Consider the following 17,277-nt stretch of genomic DNA (forward strand, 5'->3'; position numbering starts at 1 on the left):
AAAGCGCCACCGAATATGGGGTCAGGTTGCCGGGACCAGAGCAGATCATGTTGGCGCAGCAAAATGAAAACGAGCTTGAAGAGAAGCTCCGCATGGCGCGAATCCGGCACAGCTTCATCATCATTGATGTCGGTGGCCACGACTCGCCGATCGCGCGGCGTGCCATTTTCATGGCGGATACCATTGTGACACCCGTCAACGACAGTTTCATCGACCTTGATATGCTTGGTCGCATCGATCCACGGAGTGGCGAGTTCAAGACGTTAGGCAATTTCGCTCGGCTGGTTGAGCATTTGAAAGAACCCGGGTTCGCCATCCGCCCCAAACCATTGGACTGGGTGGTAATGCAGAACCGGTCACGCAGTCTTGGCACCAAAAACGAAATTAAGGTTCGCGAGGCACTGGAGAAAATTGCGCCCGTCGCAGGCTTCCGACTTGTGCCCGGCTTGCGTGAACGTGTCACCTATCGTGAGCTCTTTCCGCAAGGGCTGACTTTGTTCGACCTAGAGGCGCTGCCGCAACTGGGCCGGATGCAACCGCAAGCGCGTGAGGAAATCTGGGCGATGCTCCGCGCACTTAAGCTGCCAAGCGATGCGCTTACAAAAGCGATTGCGTTGCCGGACTAACCGTAAATAGTCGTGGCGGGGTAAAAGCGGCAGATCGTTGGCTTTCCGTTTGATGCTATGCCGTTGACAAATTAAGAGTTGCAAAAAAGTAAATTGGATGGATTTTGATTCTGCATTGCGCAGGACCGACCAATGGGCGTTAAGACAGTTATTAAACATTGGAAAAAGCTCATGTCTCACTGCAGCGATATTCAGTCTACACATTACAAGGCTCAAGGTTTTTCTGACTGGTTTGCATTGCGCATTACCAAGACCCTGCGATGGGGCGCTGATACATTCTTTGCCAAACGTTATGGCAATCGCGCCATCGTATTGGAGACGGTTGCGGGCGTGCCGGGCATGGTTGGCGCGACCTTGTCCCATCTGCGTGCACTCCGCCTCATGCAGGATGATCGCGGTTGGATCAGAACGTTGATGGACGAAGCGGAAAATGAGCGGATGCATCTTATGACGTTCATAGAAATCGCGCAGCCATCGTGGTTTGAGCGACTTGTTATTCTGACCGTGCAGTGGATATTCTATGTCTTCTTTTTCTTTCTCTATCTGATTTCGGGCAAGACCGCGCACCGTCTTGTCGGCTATTTCGAAGAGGAAGCGGTTTTGAGTTACACATTGTATCTCGCCGAAATTGACGAAGGTCGGCATCCGAACCCGCCAGCACCACCTGTCGCGCTGCGTTACTGGAATTTGCCGGAGGGCACTACGCTGCGTGATGTTATCCTGATCATCCGTGCGGATGAGGCGCACCATCGGGACACCAACCATTATATGGCCAACACATTGTCCGGCCGTGACGCCGACCATAAAGCCATTACGGCCTGCCCGCCCCATGTGCCGCTTGACGCCGGGTTGCTGTAGCAGTTCGGGGTTGTTCGAAGCCCAAGCGCCATTATGTATGGGCGTATGAGCCCCGCTGCCAAGATGATTGTCATATTCGCACTTATTTGGGTGGGGTTGCATTTGTTGCTTTACGGCTATCTGAAACGCCGGATCGCCGCAGCCAAGCGTGACAAGGATGCCGAGGCATAGCTTGATTTGCGTTTTCTGCATGCCTATAGCGGAGTGGTAAAAACAAGCGGTCCCGTGGGGCCGCTTTTTAGCTTTTTGGAATATGCCAACTAGTTGGTCGGAAGGATGAAAACCATGTCGATTACGCCTTTGATGCCAGTATATCCGCGCTGCGGTTTCCGGCCTGTGCGAGGTGAAGGCGCTTGGTTGATTTCCGAAGACGGCAGCCGCGCGCTGGATTTCGCCGCTGGTATAGCGGTGAATTTGCTAGGTCACGGTCATCCACATCTGACCAAGGCCATTCAGGATCAGGCGGCAACACTAATCCACGTTTCCAACCTTTACGGTAGCCCTCAGGGCGAAGCCTTTGCCCAGCGGCTTGTAGATACTACGTTCGCCGACACGGTGTTTTTTACCAATTCAGGTGCAGAGGCTGTGGAGTGCGCAATTAAAACTGCCCGTGCCTATCACCAAAGTCAGGGCGAGGATCGCTTCGAGATCATCACCTTTAAGAACGCCTTTCATGGTCGCACGATGGCGACGATTTCAGCAAGCAATCAGGAGAAGATGCACAAGGGATTTATGCCGCTTCTTGAAGGCTTCAAATATGTCGACTTCGATGATCTTGAAGGCGCAAAGGCGGCCGTCGGACCCAAGACAGCAGCGTTTCTGGTCGAGCCTATTCAGGGCGAGGGCGGCGTGCGTCCTGCTTCTAATGCGTTTATGCAAGGGCTTCGTGCGTTGGCTGACGATCACGGCATCTTGCTGATCCTCGATGAGGTGCAATGTGGGGTTGCTCGGTCCGGTACGCTTTATGCGCATGAACAATATGGCATCACGCCAGATATAATGGCGACGGCAAAGGGCCTTGGCGGCGGATTTCCGGTTGGGGCCTGCCTCGCAACCGAAGAAGCGGCACGCGGCATGGTTGTTGGCACCCACGGATCCACTTATGGCGGCAACCCGTTTGCGATGGCCGCATGCCAGGCCGTTTGGGACGTCGTGGCGAATGATGAATTCCTGTCGCAAGTGCGGGCCACAGGGGAAAAGCTGCGTTCTACGCTTGAACAGTTCATCGGCAATTATCCCGATTTGTTCACTGGCGTGCGTGGCAAGGGTCTGATGCTTGGCGTGATGATGACCCATGAAACGCGCGCCTTCGTGGCGCATTTGCGGGATAATCATGGCCTGTTGCTGGTTGCGGCCGGTGACAACACTTTCCGGGTCTTGCCGCCGCTGAACATTGGCGATGCGGAAATTCAAATATTCATGGAAAAGCTGTCAGCCGGTGCCGCCAGTTACCAGATGCCGCAAGCAGCATGACGCGTCATTTCCTGAACCTTGGCGACGCGGGCGGTGATGCGATAGCAGCCATGCTATCCGATGCCATGGACAGGAAAAAATCGCGCCAAGGGTGGCCAAAGGGAAAGGCGGACGCAGACACGCCGCTTGCCGGGCACACGTTGGCAATGGTGTTCGAGAAAAATTCCACCCGCACCCGTACTTCGTTCGAAATGGCAATGAAGCAACTGGGCGGTGACAGCATTTTTATGGCTTCTGGCCAAATGCAGCTTGGGCGTGGCGAAACGATTGCTGACACGGCACGGGTATTGTCCCGATATGTCGATGCCATCATGATCCGGACAGACGACCACGCGAAGGTTGAAGAACTCGCGCATTATGCAACCGTGCCTGTCATTAACGGCCTGACCGATTTGTCACATCCCTGCCAGATCGTTGCCGACCTGTTGACCCTTATTGAGTATGGCAAAAGCCTGCCGGGGTTAGAACTTGCCTGGCTTGGCGACGGGAACAATGTGCTGAATTCTGTTGTTGAGGCGGCGGGTATATTTAAATTCAACGTTCGCATTGCAGTACCCAAGGGATATGAAAGCGACAGCAACATTATCAACGCTGCAAAAGCGGCCGGCGCGACAGTTACACTCACCCGCGATGCAGCGGAGGCCGTGAGGGATGCCGATGTTATTGTGACCGACACATGGGTGTCCATGGGACAGGAGCATGCGCACAACAAGATGGCGGCCATGATGCCTTATCAAGTAAATGAGCGCCTGATGGCGCTGGCAAAAACCGACGCAAAGTTTTTGCATTGCCTGCCTGCCCATCGCGGTGAGGAAGTAACAGACGCGGTAATAGACGGCCCACAATCCCTGATCTGGGATGAGGCGGAAAACCGGCTCCATGCCCAAAAGTCGATTTTGTTGTGGTGCCTTGGAAAAATATGATGTCGGAGCAGTCGGAAACATTGTCCAATCAGCCCTTGCGCTTTTCAATCCCTACACGGGATGCGCGCGGCCGGTTGGTGCGGCTGGATGAGGTGTTATCCGAGATTTTGGCGGCACATGCATACCCGCCAGTGATTGAGAGGATACTGGCTGAAGCATTGGTGCTGACTGCATTGCTCGGTGCATCGTTGAAGGAAAAGGGCAGTCAGCTCACATTGCAAACGCAAACGGAGAAAGGCGCAATACGGCTTCTTGCATGCGACTATAAAGACGGCGCACTGCGCGGTTATGCGCAGTTTGACGCCGCTACCGCTGCCGCCTTGCCGAAGGATGCAACATTGTTTGGCGTATTTGGGAAGGGCTATTTGGCGATCACGTTTGATCGTATGAAACCCCCAAGCGAGGGTGGCGGCCGTTACCAGGGGATCGTTCCGCTTGAAGGCGAGACGCTCGCCGATGCAGCGCAGAACTATTTCGTTCAGTCCGAACAGATTCCGACTTTTATCCGCGTTGCGGTGGGCCACGTCGATGGCCGCTGCGTGGCAGGCGGGTTGCTGGTGCAACATTTGCCAGAGGGTGAGGAGGGTCGTGAGAGGCTTCATGTTAGGCTAGACCATCCTGAATGGGAGCATATCGAAGTGTTATCTTCGACGATTGCCGCTGACGAATTGGCGGACCCCGCACTCCCGCTCGAGGAAATTGTCTGGCGATTGTTCCATGAAGAGAAAGAAGTGCGGATTGAGCAGGGAAATGCTCTAACGAAGGGTTGCCGCTGCGACCCGGTCCATATCCGAGACGTCATTGCTAAGTTCCCTGCTGTTGACCGCGCCGAAATGGCGGATGACGCTGGAGATATCGTGGTCGACTGCGAATTTTGTTCGCGCCGCTTTCCGATAAGTCTGGCAAGCTTCAACAACTAAACCCGCGCCATAGCCGTGCCGTGGGTCAATCGTCGTTCATATACCCCATTCTATCGTGCAAGTTTCCGATAATGATGATATATGAACAATAGAAAAAATGGGTCGTTTCGTTGAGAATGGCTGGTTTACGGACAGAAGATAATGATTAAAATGCGCCCTCTTCCTTGCCTTACCGCCGCGCTATTGCTTTCAGTGGCGACCACGGCAGGGGCCGTCAATTCAGACACTGACCTAGCCTTGCTCGACACTCTGGAGCGGGGATTGTGGCAATTGCGGCCCACTGGCGGCGGTGCGCCGACGACTAAAATTTGCCTCGGTAAGCCGGAAGTCCTCACTCAAATTCAGCATAGCGGATTGGTCTGCGAACAATATGTGGTGCGTTCCAACGCCAATTCAGTGACGGTAAGTTATACCTGTAAAGGGCAAGGGCAGGGATTGACCACCATCCGCAAGGAATCCAACCGTATCATTCACATTCAGTCTCAAGGTATTCGCAACAACTCGCCATTTTCACTTTCCGTGGAGGGCCGAAGAATCGGCACGTGCTGAAAAATAGCCAACCGCCTGTTCAGACATTATTTACCATTTTTACCTTAAACAGCGGTTGTGTGTTTCTCTGAGACACGCTTTCCTCCCTAGTTGGCTTAAAAGCCATAACTGGGCCGCCGCTGAAAAGCCGGGCGGCCCGTTTTTTTAGAATGCCGCGATACCCGTAATGGCGCGACCCAGAATGAGTGCGTGCACATCATGCGCGCCCTCATAGGTGTTGACCGTTTCAAGGTTCACCATGTGGCGCATAACCTGATATTCTTCGCTGATACCATTACCGCCATGCATGTCGCGGGCAGCGCGGGCGATGTCCAGAGCCTTGCCGACATTGTTGCGCTTAACGATGGAAATCATGTCAGGTGCAAGCATGCCTTCATCCATCAGACGGCCGACGCGCAATGATGCCTGAAGCCCAAGTCCGATGTCCGTCATCATGTCGGCGAGTTTTTTCTGATACAATTGGTTGGCCGCAAGTGGCTTGCCGAACTGGTGCCGATCAAGGCCATATTGCCGTGCGGCGTGCATGCAGAATTCTGCTGCCCCCAGTGCGCCCCAGCTGATGCCGTAACGGGCACGGTTTAGGCATCCGAACGGGCCTTTAAGACCTTGTACATCCGGCAGCAACGCGTCTTCGCCAATTTCAACATTGTCCATGACGATCATGCCCGTGGTTGACGCGCGTAGCGACAGCTTGCCTTGGATTTTCGGGGCCGACAGACCCTTCATGCCCTTTTCCAGGACAAAGCCGCGAATACCGCCGCCATGGGCCTCCGACTTTGCCCACACGACAAATACATCCGCGAAGGGCGCATTGGAAATCCATGTTTTTGAACCGTTGATGACATATCCGCCATCTACCTTTTTGGCGAATGTGCGCATGCCGGCAGGATCGGAACCGGCATCGGGCTCGGTCAAACCAAAACAGCCAATCAGCGTGCCAGCGGCTAGGCCCGGAAGATATTTGCGCCGCTGTTCTTCCGAACCATAAGCATAGATAGGATGCATAACCAATGACGACTGAACCGATGCCATTGATCGATATCCCGAATCCACCCTTTCAATCTCGCGCGCGATGAGACCATAAGCGACGTAGGAGGCGCCGACGCCGCCATATTCTTCCGGAATAGTAGCACCGAGCAAGCCCGTCTGTCCCATCAGCGGAAACAGTTCGGGAGCATCACATTCTGTCCGGTAAGCATCGATGACGCGCGGCTGTAATTCGCTTTGCGCAAAGGCGTGCGCGGTGTCGCGGATCATGCGTTCGTCTTCGGTCAGTTGATCCTCAAGTCGAAAAGGGTCAGACCAATCGAATGCTGCCAGTTCGGCCATTAGTATCTCCTTTGGGAAGGCCAGCGGGATGGTGGCCTGCGCGGTTTTCGCCTTTATAAGTGTGCGGGCAAGACAGCAACCCTTGCCATCAACTGTGCGCCTTGCCATGCGCAATTGGAATACGGAACAATGACTGGGGATAGCGGTGGGACTAGCGCACGAAACAAATATGCTTCTGGAAAAGCTTGGTTGCACTCTTGATGGCGGCGATCTCTCGATTTACAGCCCAATCGATGGCAGTTCCATAGGCGCGGTGGCGACCGCAACCGCCGATGAGCTTAATAATGCAGTCGCGAAATCGCATGTGGCCTTTCTGGCATGGCGAAGCGTGCCGGCGCCGCGCAGAGGCGAGCTGGTCCGTCTGTTCGGCAATGCACCGCGCGAACATAAAGGTGACCTTGCACGCCTAGTCACTATCGACTGTGGCAAGCCGCTTTCCGAAGGACTCGGCGAAGTTCAGGAGATGATCGACATTTGTGACTTTGCGGTTGGACTGTCGCGCCAGCTCCATGGCTTGACGATCGCAAGCGAGCGTCCCGGCCATCGAATGATGGAGCAATGGCATCCTTTAGGGCCAGTGCTCGTTATTTCGGCGTTCAACTTCCCCGTGGCAGTGTGGGCGTGGAATGCGGCGCTTGCGCTGGTGTGCGGCAATAGCGTGATTTGGAAACCATCGGAAAAAACACCGCTTACGGCGATTGCGGTGCAAGCGATTTTTGACAAGGCAGTTGCTGCATTTGGCGATGCGCCTGCGCACCTGTCGCAAGTAATACAGGGCGGGCGCGAAACTGGGGCGGCTTTGGTGGCAAATCCGCGTGTTGCGTTAATATCCGCCACGGGCAGCACGGAGATGGGGCGAAAGGTCGGGCAAGTGGCGGCATCGCGCTTTGCCAAGACCATCCTTGAACTTGGGGGCAACAACGCTGCGATCATCAGCGACAAGGCCGACCTGGCGCTTGCTTTGCGCGGCGTGCTGTTCTCGGCATTCGGAACAAGTGGACAGAGGTGTACAAGTCTGCGCCGACTTTTTGTCCATGACTCGATATACGACAATTTTGTCGACGCCCTGAAATCGGCCAGTGGCTCGATATCGGTGGGCGATCCGCTCGACGGTGGCAATTTGGCTGGGCCATTGATTGACGAGCACGCCTTTGATGCCATGCAAACGGCGCTGGACGAAGCAAAAGCACTTGGCGCAAAGATTGCGGGCGGAGAACGTATCGCAATGGACGGCGTCTACGTCCGCCCTGCACTGGTTGAAATGCCAGACCATATTGGTCCTGTCTTGCGGGAGACCTTTGCCCCTATCCTTTATGTCTTCCGCTATCATGACCTGGGCGAAGCCATGGCCCTCCAGAACTGCGTCGGCGCAGGATTGTCATCGTCAATATTCTCGACCGACATGCGGGAATGCGAGCAATTCCTGTCTGCCGAGGGAAGCGACTGCGGCATCGCCAATGTGAATATCGGGACTTCTGGCGCGGAAATTGGTGGCGCTTTTGGCGGCGAAAAGGAAACCGGCGGAGGACGCGAATCCGGCTCTGACGCGTGGAAGGCCTATATGCGCCGAGCAACCAATACGATAAATTACTCCAATAATCTGCCACTTGCACAAGGGGTGACATTCGACCTAGTCTGAGCGCCCAGAGGAGAGCGAAATGCGGGTCGAAAAATTGCCGCCAGTGAAAGCAACGCTTCAGCCAAGTAACCACCCCTATCTCAACGGGGCGTGGACGCCGCAGCATGAAGAGGTCACCGCGACTGATCTTGATGTGATCGAAGGTCGCATTCCGCAAGATATTGACGGCGTCTATCTGCGCAATACCGAAAACCAGTTGCATCAACCGCTTGGTCGCTACCACCCTTTTGACGGCGATGGCATGATCCACCAGATTGACTTTTCTGGCGGCAAGGCAAGCTACCGCAATCGGTTTGTGCGCACGCGTTGTTTTCAGGCGGAGCAGGAGGCTGGCGGGTCATTATGGGGTGGTCTGATGGATAAGGCCACTGTGTCGTTGCGGCCCGGTTTTGGCGCGCATGGCAGCCTGAAAGATTCCTCCAGCACGGACATCATTGTCCACGCCGGTAAGGCAGTGTCGACTTTCTATCAATGCGGCGAAGGCTATGTGCTTGACCCCGAAACGCTGGAACAAGAGGGCGTCGCGTCGTGGGTTCCCCTCGACGGCATCTCCGCGCACCCGAAAGTGGATGTGCGGACCGGCGAACTGTTGTTCTTCAACTATTCCAAGCACGCGCCTTACATGCATTATGGCGTCGTGGATCGTGACGGAAAGCTGGCGCATTATGTGCCAATCCCGCTTCCCGGCCCGCGCCTTCCGCACGACATGATGTTCACGCAGAACTGGTCGATATTGTGCGACTTTCCACTCTTCTGGGACGAGGATCTGCTGAAGCGCAATGTCCATGTAACGCGGCTTCACGAAGGGCTGCCTTCGCGCTTCGCGCTAATTCCCCGCTTTGGTCAACCAGATGATATCCGCTGGTTCGAAGCGGATCCAACCTTTGTCCTGCATTTCATCAATGCATATGAAGATGGCGACGAGGTCATACTCGATGGCTATTTCGAAGAACACCCATATCCGCCGCCTATCGATAATGCCGACGGTTACGGCCATATGATGGCGTTTGTCGATGAACATAGCTTCAAGCCCAAGCTGCACCGCTGGCGGTTCAACTTGGTCGATGGCACCACCCGTGAAGAGCGGTTGGACGATCGCATCCTTGAATTTGGGATGATGAACCAGCGCTACCTGGGCCAGCCATATCGATATGCCTATAGCACGACCTCCAAGCCCGGCTGGTTCCTGTTCAACGGTTTTGTGAAGCATGACATGCTCACGGGCGAGTCATGGTCTGTAGAGCTTCCTGAGGGGCACTATGGCAGTGAGGCACCGTTCGTCCCCCGCGTCGGCTCTGTGGACGAGGACGACGGATATCTTGTCAGTTTTGTGACCGACGAAAATAGCGGAACTTCCGAGTGTATTCTAATTGACTGCAAACGGTTTGACGAAGGGCCCGTTTGCCGGATTGCCCTGCCACATAAAATTAGCAGCGGCACCCATGCCCATTGGTCAGACCGTTCAGAACTCTAGTGCCGGATCAATTCTGGAAAACGACCTTTGTGCCGGGTTTAACCATTCCTGCAAGCCGGGCCGCGTCCCAGTTCGTCAAACGCACACATCCGTGGCTCTCCGCTCGCCCGATAGTCGCGGGCTCGCTGGTGCCATGAATGCCGTAGTGCGGCTTCGACAAGTCAATCCAGACCACGCCGACAGGGCTGTTCGGGCCGGGGGGGAGCAACTGCTTTTCCTTGCTGTCGCTGACATCCCAGAATAATTCCGGATTGTAATGAAAGTCAGGATTGCGGGCGACACCTTTGATGGTCCAGTTGCCGATAGGCAAGGGATCGCGCGAACTGCCTGTGGTCACAGGGAACTGGCCGATAATCTTACCTTCGCTGTCCAGGGTCCGCAGCCAGCCGTCAGATTTGTCGACGACTATGCTTTCGATTTCTGGCTGTTCGCCAGCAACGCCAAGCGACAGCAACGTTTTGTCCCAGCCACGGCTTGACAATTCGGCGCTGGGCATTGCGACATCGGGCAGATTTGGAACGATAATATCCATACCTGCGCCAATGGGCGTGTCGACCGAATTTAGTGCAATCAATGTTTCCGCTGTTGTATGGAAGCGTTCGGCAAGCGCCTCCATAAGGTTGCGGTAACCTAGCGCGGGAAGCTTCGCCTGCTCTGCCGCGTCATCGGGAAAATCTGGAAAGAAGGTCTGCTGGGCAAAGGACGCGGGAATGCGCACGCGCCGTGTCGGCGACCCGATATTGGCATTGGCAAGCGCGGCTGTCGTCTCCTCATCAAGCACGCCGCTTTCCGGCAGGTCATTGGCTTTTTGGAAACCGGTCAGCGCCAGTTTCAACGACGCGCCATTTTTGCCATCTAGTACGCCTGGCGAAAAACCGAGACGGTCGAGCGCTAATTGGGCGGGCAGCATTTCAAGGGCGGCTGGCAATGGCGGCAAGTTGCCTTCTGTCGCCACAAATTTCAGTCCTTCATAAGGATCAACATTTTCAATGGTGGCCTCGTTCCTGGATTTTTCGGAATTTTCGTTGCGGTCGCAAGCGGCGAGTAAGCCGAGCGCCAATGTCAGTGCGAGATATTTCAAGAGAAGGGGCTTTCCATAGTTTCGAACAAAACCATTGCCCCCGGTACAAGTTCCGCGGCCGTCAGATTTGATTCTAATGCAATTAAGCCGATGGTTTCATCCTGCCGTTATAGCCTTTTTCCATTGGCCTATTGTGTCAGGGGCCGGGCACGACCATAAGCGTTAGGTGCCAGAAACTTATATCATTGCATTTGTCTTATGGGCTGTCGTTTTGGGGGGCGCAGGCGGCGTTTTGACCACCATCGGTCCCTGGTACAAAAATCTGGCCAAGCCATCGTGGCAACCACCGGACTGGCTCTTCGGACCAGCATGGACACTGATCTTGGGCCTATGTGCCTGGGCTGGCATCCTGGCATGGCAGGGAGCCGAAACTGATGTTGAGCGAACGAGTATCATCATCATGTACGCGGTTAACTTCGTTTTCCACTTTCTGTGGTCGCCACTTTTCTTCAACTTGCGACGTCCCGACTGGGCACTTGTCGAAGTGGTGTTCCTATGGGCGTCGGTGCTGGCGCTTTGTATTGGATTACGACCGTATTCGGTGTTGGCGAGTTGGCTAATAGTGCCCTATCTGGCCTGGGTGAGTTTTGCCGCCGTGCTAAATCTCAATATTGTGCGCTTGAACAAGCCATTCGTTAAACGAGAGTAACGGCCGGTCAATGTTGCGCCGATCGAGATGGACGGCAGTATCTGGCGCAAGGGGAACCTTACACACAGCCTTTGGTTGATTCCATCAGACAACCATGAGGTGACCTATGAATACCCCCGAAATGACATCCGCCTTGGGATTCGGTACGCTTATTATCGCGCTAATTATCGCAGTAATACTTTTGCTACGGTTCCTGCGAAAGCCGGAGAACCGGCATCCGATGGACGGACAACCCGAGCGTAACATCCAGCAGATCCGTGATGACGCCGAGCGCGGTACGCACCGGGGCCCAGTTGACGAGCATCGAACCCGCAACTGAGCCTGCGCACATTTCGGCGACCTAGATCAGGAAGCCCAAATCCTTGTTTTCAAACCGGTCAATATTCGGCGCGATGCTTCTTATTTCCGTTTCTCCGGATGCGCCAAACCATCTGGCGAGCGTCGCTGAATATTGATCGACCGCTATTCCGGGTAACAAGCGCCCCGATCCTACTTCATCATCGCTATTGGTCGATATTCTCGGTGCGACGCCATAATAACGGCCGCCGTCAACGGCACCCCCTATGATCATATGATGGGAGCCCCATCCATGATCTGTCCCGTCACCATTTGATTTAAGCGTGCGGCCGAAATCCGACGCTGTGAAGGTCGTGACTTTGTTTTGTATTTTCAGTTCAACTGTCGCTTGGTAAAATGCGTCGAGCGCAAAATCCAGTCGACGCATTAATTGCGCGTGCGAATCCAACTGATCGTTATGCGTATCAAAGCCAGCGAGACTTACCATGAAGACCTGCCTTTTTACCCCAAGTGCTTTGCGCCCCGCTATCAGCCTTGCGACAATTTTGAGTTGATCCGCCAACGGGTTCGGCCCTGAGGGTGACTGAAACGACGTTTTGAGTGTAATGGGTGCAAGCGCGCCGCTGACGACGGTTTGAGCCTCGATTGATCGTCTGGCGACCCTGTTATATTCGTTTTCAAAAATGTTGGACCTGTCTTGAGTCATGAGCACACGTAGCGCTTCGCTGCCTGCCTTGGAGTCAAACAAAGGCCGCAAGATACCGTCAACGGCAGGCGCACCATTTGGCGCAACCTGATAAACAAGTGCGTTCTTACCCGCCACAAATACAGCGTTGCCCGTGGCTGATATGCAGGTGAATAAAGAATTGGTGTTGCACTGTCTCGCCAGCGCCAGATCACCCAGGCGCCCCCCCCACCCATCGGAAGAACCTTCGGGCGCTGATGACTGCCAGGTAGATTGCTGGTCATTATGGGAAAATAATTTTGCAGGCCGAAGGTAGGCCTGGTTTGTAAATTGGTTCTTCGTCATAGGTGCGTTTAGAGTCCCTACATTCAGCAGGGGGGCCATGGCGTTTGTATCGAACAAAGCCTTCAGACGGGGAAGTTGCGGAGCAAGTGCATATTCCACACCATTGGTGAGGACTCTGTTATCCTTAGGCGTCAACTTCGTTGCCAAAAGGGAGGCTTGCGAAGGTACTAAGCCCCTCGCCGTGCGCCCGGGGCCGCCTCCCCTGATAGCACTGTAGAGATCATAATTTCTGTCATCCACCGGAATAAAGGTGCTGTTATGGTCATTGCCACCGTATAAAAAAACGCACACGAGTGCTTTATAATCGTCCTCATTATCTCCGACATTGAATGCCGCAGCCTCGCCGATACCCGCAAGACCCATGGCGAATGAGCCAGCCGTCCCCGCGATTGCCAATTGTCTCGACCTGCGCAAAAAAGCGCGCCGCGACAAATCGTCTATTTTGCTAATGTAGGCCATATTTACTCCTATTTTTGAACAAGATAATCAGGTGATGCCATGATAAGTAATATGGCCGTTTGAACGCGCCTCAGTTTGGTATTCGGATGGCTTGTTTCGACTATGATTGAAGTGTCGAGCGCTTCTTTTATGAGCGCCTTTGTGGTCGGAGATATTTGATTGGCCGCCAGCAACAAGCTTAGCCGGTCCAGCAAAGCTCCCGAGTTGTGTGCAATTGCGAGCTCATTTGTATATGTTGCACTGACATCATAGCTGGTATCAGTCATTTGGCCTCGAAGGGCGGAGGCCATGAAGTTGACATAGCCAGCAATGGAAACTTCGCTCACCAGCTGAAATTCAGGTGCTACTAGTCCATTCTTTGCAATTGCCGTGCTTGGCGGGACATAACCTGGCCTAAAGAAGTTGAACACCGATGGTGCGCGCAACGGGCTTTGGCTCAGGCTTGTGGCCGGGTCCATCAGGGGCGGAATGGACCATGTGCCCGATTTTGACGTCGCGCCAAAGGTCCGTCCCCATTGCACGAGACGAAGGGCCGGTTCGCGCAGCTTGCCAGCGGTTGGGGTGCCGGCATTGGACGGGTTAATGGCCTCGACATCCAACAATATCGCTTTGAAAACGGCGCGAAGATCACCACGAACGCCCGAGCCATTATTGTTGAACACTGTTGCGACGCGGTTCACATAAGCTGGACTTGGATTACTCGTTATAAGCCGCTGAATCATCTGCTTACAGAAAAACGGAGCGACATTTTTATGATAAAAAAGATCATCGAGCGTCTTTTTCAATGATGTCGGCGCGTCCGTGTTCGCAGGAATAATGGTTCTCAGAAACCTCTTTTCTTTAAGCGAATGTTCGCTCGTCGCTTGCGGCACTTTCCATTTTTGCGGGTTGCTCGTCATCGGTTTGTAGACATAATCGACATGGTCGAATTGCACGGAAGGCACTCGAACCATCGGCGTTTTTCCGTTGCCGGCAAAATCATAATCATAGCCGGTAAAAACGCGCGCCAGATTGGTTATGTCGTCGTTCGTGTATGTTTCGACAGGATTGCCTTGTGCATTAAGGTGAAGGGTACCGTCATTTTGCAGTTCATAAAGGCCTATCGTGAACAATTGCATGATTTCGCGCGCAAAGTTTTCGTCGGGTACACGGCCTGTAATCTCATCCTCTTTTTTGTTACCGAGCATGCTCAGGTAAACGCCCATCACGGGGCAAAGCGTGATGTCTTCAAGCAGGTTTCGGAAATTGCCGAAGGCATGTTTGTTCAGCAGATCCCAGTAGTAAGTGATGGCTTGTGATGTCCAGTGGATGTCCATTCCGGTTGAGGACACGACGAAGAACTGGGACAATGCAAACGCGATTTTTTTGCGCACCGCATCTGGGCTGTTCATCATCTGATGCCAGACCATGAAGTCGCTAAGCCCTTTTTGGTAGAAATATTCCTCTGCTGTTACACTGTTGTAATTCCTTGCATCCATCCATTGCCTACCAGTCTGCTGGATTGGCATATTCAGTTGCTTAACAAGCCACTCACCGTAACTGGTGGACTGCAGATCAGCGATTTCCTGCTCGTTTACTGACAGGCTGGCTTTGAGGATAAACTGTGCGGCCTCTGCCGCGGTAGCGGGTCGACCAGACGCGGCAGGGAGCGGCGGCGGAGGCGGGTGAATAGGTAGCAGATTAGCCGGGTTGAGCGCGGGCAATAATGGCGCTGCGATCGCCGACGCCGCGGTCACATCCACCGCAGGTATCGGGATGGATACTGCAGGCGGAGGAGTGACAGCAACATTCGTCACGGGCGTCGGCGCGGGCGCGATTGCTGTAGGGCTGGTTGGTGAAGTCGTAATACCGCTGGTGGATCCGCTGCCTGGCGGTGGAGGCACTGAACTGGAGGTTGCAGGATTCTGAATGACATTGACCGTCGAAGGCTGCAGCGCGGTTGTAGAGGTTGTGTTATTCACTAAGTTGTCCATGTTTACTTCTAGAGGATTTTGGGCTGATGGATCGCGGATCACGTTCACCGCGGGCGTCTGGGAGGCAGTGACAGAAGAGCTTTCCAGGGCATCTGCCTGGCATCCCGCGGTCAGCATTGACGCACCGGGAAGTGCGTACAGCGCCCGCGACCGGCCAGACTTGACATCCTCAATCGCAGCTAGCGCATCGGCTGGCGGTTCGATTTCAAACAATCCTTTATTTTCAATGGGGAATAACTCTTGCTTCATTGCGTCCTCCAACGATCTACTGAAATCAATCTGCTACCGGTGCGAAAGACTTCATGATGAGCAATTGATAGACGTTGTTGGTGAACGTACCGTGCGCACGGTTGGTTAAAAACGCAGCAACTTCAATATCTTGGAATCCGAAATATCGACTTTGCTAACCATTTATCAACGTGTCGCGTGTAGCCATGGAACATGGTCAAAAAGCGCACATTCCCTACTGTTTTTGCTGTCCTGGGTTTCGCAACATCGCCCAATTTGGGCTATGCAAAGGTTTTCGAACTCTCAAGCAACGGAAATTTATTAGAAATTTCTCAAGCACCTTGGCAGCCAAAACCATCGCCAGTTGTTAACGGGCCTTCCGACTCGGATTTGGCTTCATTGTCCGAACCAAGTGCCCCCAAAAACGAAGTACGGCGACATATTCAATATGCGGCTGCGCGCTTTGGTGTGAATAGCGATCTTGTTGATGCGGTCGCATGGCAGGAATCGCGTTACAACGCACGCGCACGTTCTTCAGCGGGCGCAATGGGTGTGATGCAATTGATGCCGGGCACAGCGCGGCAACTTGGCGTGCGCGACCCGCACAATGTTGCGCAGAATGTAACAGGCGGAACGGTCTATTTGCGGCAGCAGCTGGAGCGCTTTGGCAACAACGTGCCGCTGGCGCTTGCTGCTTACAATGCTGGGCCAGGCGCAGTCATAAAATATGGCGGCATTCCGCCGTATCGCGAAACTCAAAATTATGTGCGGCAAATATTGCAGCGAATGTCCGTCAAGTCGGCGTCGCATGCAGGACGATGAGTGAGGACCATGATGACATTTAAAAAGAACATTCTTTTGGGCCTTGGGGCCTTTCTTTTGGCAATTCCTAGCGGTGCCATGGCGCAGGTGACGGCCGTTGATCCGCAAGGCTCCGGACCAATCGTCAATGCGCTTGGCTGGATGCAGGGGACGCTGCTCGGCAATGTTGCAACCACTGCCGCTGTGATAGCGGTAGCCGTTGTGGGCTTGATGATGTTGACTGGCCGAATGAACTGGCGGTTCGGCGCCACGGTCATAGTAGGATGCTTTGTATTGTTTGGTGCAACGGCGATAGTGTCGGGTATTCGTGTCGCGGCGGTCGGGGGCTAGGCGATGATCCCGCTTAACCGGACACCGATATTCAGGGCTCTGACGCAACCTCAGATGTTCGCTGGCGTGACATATAGCTATTTCATCATCAACCTCGTGGTGACCACGGAAATATTCCTGATCACGGGCTCTTTTTGGGCAATACCTGCTGCTGGCGCTATCCATGTTATAGGGTATATGGCCTGTTTACGTGAACCCCGCATTTTCGACTTGTGGATTACGAAGGTAAGCCGCTGTGGCCGTACACGCACCCACGATCTGTGGCGCTGCAACAGCTACGGGCCCTGATATATGACAGCCTCAGCACAGAAACCGGCAAAGCTTGATCCGAGTGCAGGCGATCGCTTGCCCTATGCCGGACATGTTAATGACCACACGCTGATGACCTGGACCGGTGATCTGATCCAGATGCTTCAGATTGAGGGTATCGCGTTTGAAACGGCCGACAGCGAAACACTTAACCAAATGGCGGCTGTCCGTGATGTTGTAATGCGTGGAATCGCGAACTCGAACCTGATGCTGTACAGCCATGTCATTCGCCGACAGGTGACCGTCGGACTATCGGGTATCCAGCCCGAAGGGTTTGCCCGAGATCTTGACGACGCATGGCAACGGCA

At 54.1% G+C, this 17,277-nt stretch carries 18 protein-coding genes and 1 pseudogene; 15 read left to right on the forward strand and 4 right to left on the reverse strand.

Annotation, left to right across the window (positions count from 1 at the left end; translation table 11 throughout):
• The 7 genes from ACK4S7_RS10710 to ACK4S7_RS10740 all read left to right on the forward strand — a co-directional run.
• Window positions 1-626 (forward strand): division plane positioning ATPase MipZ (locus tag ACK4S7_RS10710; RefSeq protein ID WP_409646664.1); only part of this gene is annotated, 626 nt, incomplete at its 5' end.
• Window positions 627-797: 171 nt separating this feature from the next.
• Window positions 798-1,484, forward strand: a complete 687-nt coding sequence (locus tag ACK4S7_RS10715) for an alternative oxidase (protein WP_409646665.1) — start codon at window positions 798-800, stop codon at window positions 1,482-1,484.
• Window positions 1,485-1,517: 33 nt separating this feature from the next.
• Complete coding sequence (locus ACK4S7_RS10720) at window positions 1,518-1,655, forward strand: hypothetical protein (protein WP_409646666.1); 138 nt, start codon at window positions 1,518-1,520, stop codon at window positions 1,653-1,655.
• 114 nt (window positions 1,656-1,769) lie between these two features.
• The gene (locus tag ACK4S7_RS10725) at window positions 1,770-2,957 is read left to right on the forward strand and encodes an aspartate aminotransferase family protein (protein ID WP_409646668.1); all 1,188 of its coding nucleotides are present in this window, start codon (window positions 1,770-1,772) and stop codon (window positions 2,955-2,957) included.
• Window positions 2,954-3,880 (forward strand): ornithine carbamoyltransferase, encoded by a 927-nt coding sequence (gene argF / locus ACK4S7_RS10730; protein WP_409646670.1) that lies wholly within the window; start codon window positions 2,954-2,956, stop codon window positions 3,878-3,880. Before ACK4S7_RS10725 ends, argF begins: the two co-directional genes overlap by 4 nt.
• The gene (locus ACK4S7_RS10735; protein ID WP_409646691.1) at window positions 3,880-4,800 is read left to right on the forward strand and encodes an Hsp33 family molecular chaperone HslO; all 921 of its coding nucleotides are present in this window, start codon (window positions 3,880-3,882) and stop codon (window positions 4,798-4,800) included. Before argF ends, ACK4S7_RS10735 begins: the two co-directional genes overlap by 1 nt.
• Before the next feature lie 141 nt (window positions 4,801-4,941).
• Window positions 4,942-5,349 carry a DUF3617 domain-containing protein gene (locus ACK4S7_RS10740; RefSeq protein ID WP_409646672.1) on the forward strand — a complete coding sequence of 136 codons (408 nt, stop codon included), beginning with the start codon at window positions 4,942-4,944 and terminating at the stop codon, window positions 5,347-5,349.
• Between the two features lie 144 nt (window positions 5,350-5,493).
• Here the strand turns inward: ACK4S7_RS10740 and ACK4S7_RS10745 are convergent, their stop codons facing one another.
• On the reverse strand, window positions 5,494-6,678 hold the full coding sequence (locus ACK4S7_RS10745; RefSeq protein WP_409646693.1) for an acyl-CoA dehydrogenase: 1,185 nt from the start codon (window positions 6,676-6,678) through the stop codon (window positions 5,494-5,496).
• A gap of 169 nt (window positions 6,679-6,847) precedes the next feature.
• Between ACK4S7_RS10745 and ACK4S7_RS10750 the strand changes: the two genes are divergently transcribed.
• Window positions 6,848-8,317, forward strand: coding sequence for an aldehyde dehydrogenase family protein (locus ACK4S7_RS10750; RefSeq protein ID WP_409646674.1), 1,470 nt, complete (start codon window positions 6,848-6,850; stop codon window positions 8,315-8,317).
• A gap of 19 nt (window positions 8,318-8,336) precedes the next feature.
• The gene (locus ACK4S7_RS10755; RefSeq protein ID WP_409646676.1) at window positions 8,337-9,791 is read left to right on the forward strand and encodes a carotenoid oxygenase family protein; all 1,455 of its coding nucleotides are present in this window, start codon (window positions 8,337-8,339) and stop codon (window positions 9,789-9,791) included.
• Window positions 9,792-9,798: 7 nt separating this feature from the next.
• Here the strand turns inward: ACK4S7_RS10755 and ACK4S7_RS10760 are convergent, their stop codons facing one another.
• Complete coding sequence (locus ACK4S7_RS10760; protein WP_409646678.1) at window positions 9,799-10,872, reverse strand: L,D-transpeptidase; 1,074 nt, start codon at window positions 10,870-10,872, stop codon at window positions 9,799-9,801.
• A gap of 166 nt (window positions 10,873-11,038) precedes the next feature.
• On the opposite strand from ACK4S7_RS10760, the gene ACK4S7_RS10765 reads away from it, so the two are divergent.
• Window positions 11,039-11,521: a TspO/MBR family protein gene (locus ACK4S7_RS10765; protein WP_409646680.1), complete on the forward strand. Its 483-nt coding sequence runs from the start codon at window positions 11,039-11,041 to the stop codon at window positions 11,519-11,521.
• A gap of 106 nt (window positions 11,522-11,627) precedes the next feature.
• Window positions 11,628-11,840 (forward strand): hypothetical protein, encoded by a 213-nt coding sequence (locus ACK4S7_RS10770; protein WP_409646682.1) that lies wholly within the window; start codon window positions 11,628-11,630, stop codon window positions 11,838-11,840.
• A gap of 21 nt (window positions 11,841-11,861) precedes the next feature.
• Here the strand turns inward: ACK4S7_RS10770 and ACK4S7_RS10775 are convergent, their stop codons facing one another.
• Both ACK4S7_RS10775 and ACK4S7_RS10780 read right to left on the reverse strand, forming a co-directional pair.
• The gene (locus ACK4S7_RS10775) at window positions 11,862-13,307 is read right to left on the reverse strand and encodes a DUF1501 domain-containing protein (RefSeq protein ID WP_409646683.1); all 1,446 of its coding nucleotides are present in this window, start codon (window positions 13,305-13,307) and stop codon (window positions 11,862-11,864) included.
• 8 nt (window positions 13,308-13,315) lie between these two features.
• Window positions 13,316-15,529 carry a DUF1800 family protein gene (locus ACK4S7_RS10780; RefSeq protein ID WP_409646685.1) on the reverse strand — a complete coding sequence of 738 codons (2,214 nt, stop codon included), beginning with the start codon at window positions 15,527-15,529 and terminating at the stop codon, window positions 13,316-13,318.
• Window positions 15,530-15,907: 378 nt separating this feature from the next.
• Here ACK4S7_RS10780 and ACK4S7_RS10785 point away from each other — a divergent pair, with 378 nt between their 5' ends.
• The 4 genes and pseudogenes from ACK4S7_RS10785 to ACK4S7_RS10800 form a co-directional block, all read left to right on the forward strand.
• Window positions 15,908-16,330, forward strand: a complete 423-nt coding sequence (locus tag ACK4S7_RS10785) for a lytic transglycosylase domain-containing protein (RefSeq protein ID WP_409646686.1) — start codon at window positions 15,908-15,910, stop codon at window positions 16,328-16,330.
• A gap of 9 nt (window positions 16,331-16,339) precedes the next feature.
• A complete protein-coding gene (locus ACK4S7_RS10790; RefSeq protein WP_409646687.1) occupies window positions 16,340-16,660 on the forward strand; it encodes a TrbC/VirB2 family protein in 321 nt (106 codons plus the stop codon).
• Between the two features lie 3 nt (window positions 16,661-16,663).
• On the forward strand, window positions 16,664-16,948 hold the full coding sequence (locus ACK4S7_RS10795; protein WP_409646689.1) for a type IV secretion system protein VirB3: 285 nt from the start codon (window positions 16,664-16,666) through the stop codon (window positions 16,946-16,948).
• Window positions 16,949-16,951: 3 nt separating this feature from the next.
• A pseudogene (locus tag ACK4S7_RS10800) lies at window positions 16,952-17,277 on the forward strand (hypothetical protein); the annotation flags it as partial.

Source organism: Sphingorhabdus sp. (assembly GCF_046292425.1).
In the GTDB taxonomy this organism is placed as follows: Bacteria; Pseudomonadota; Alphaproteobacteria; order Sphingomonadales; family Sphingomonadaceae; genus Sphingorhabdus_B.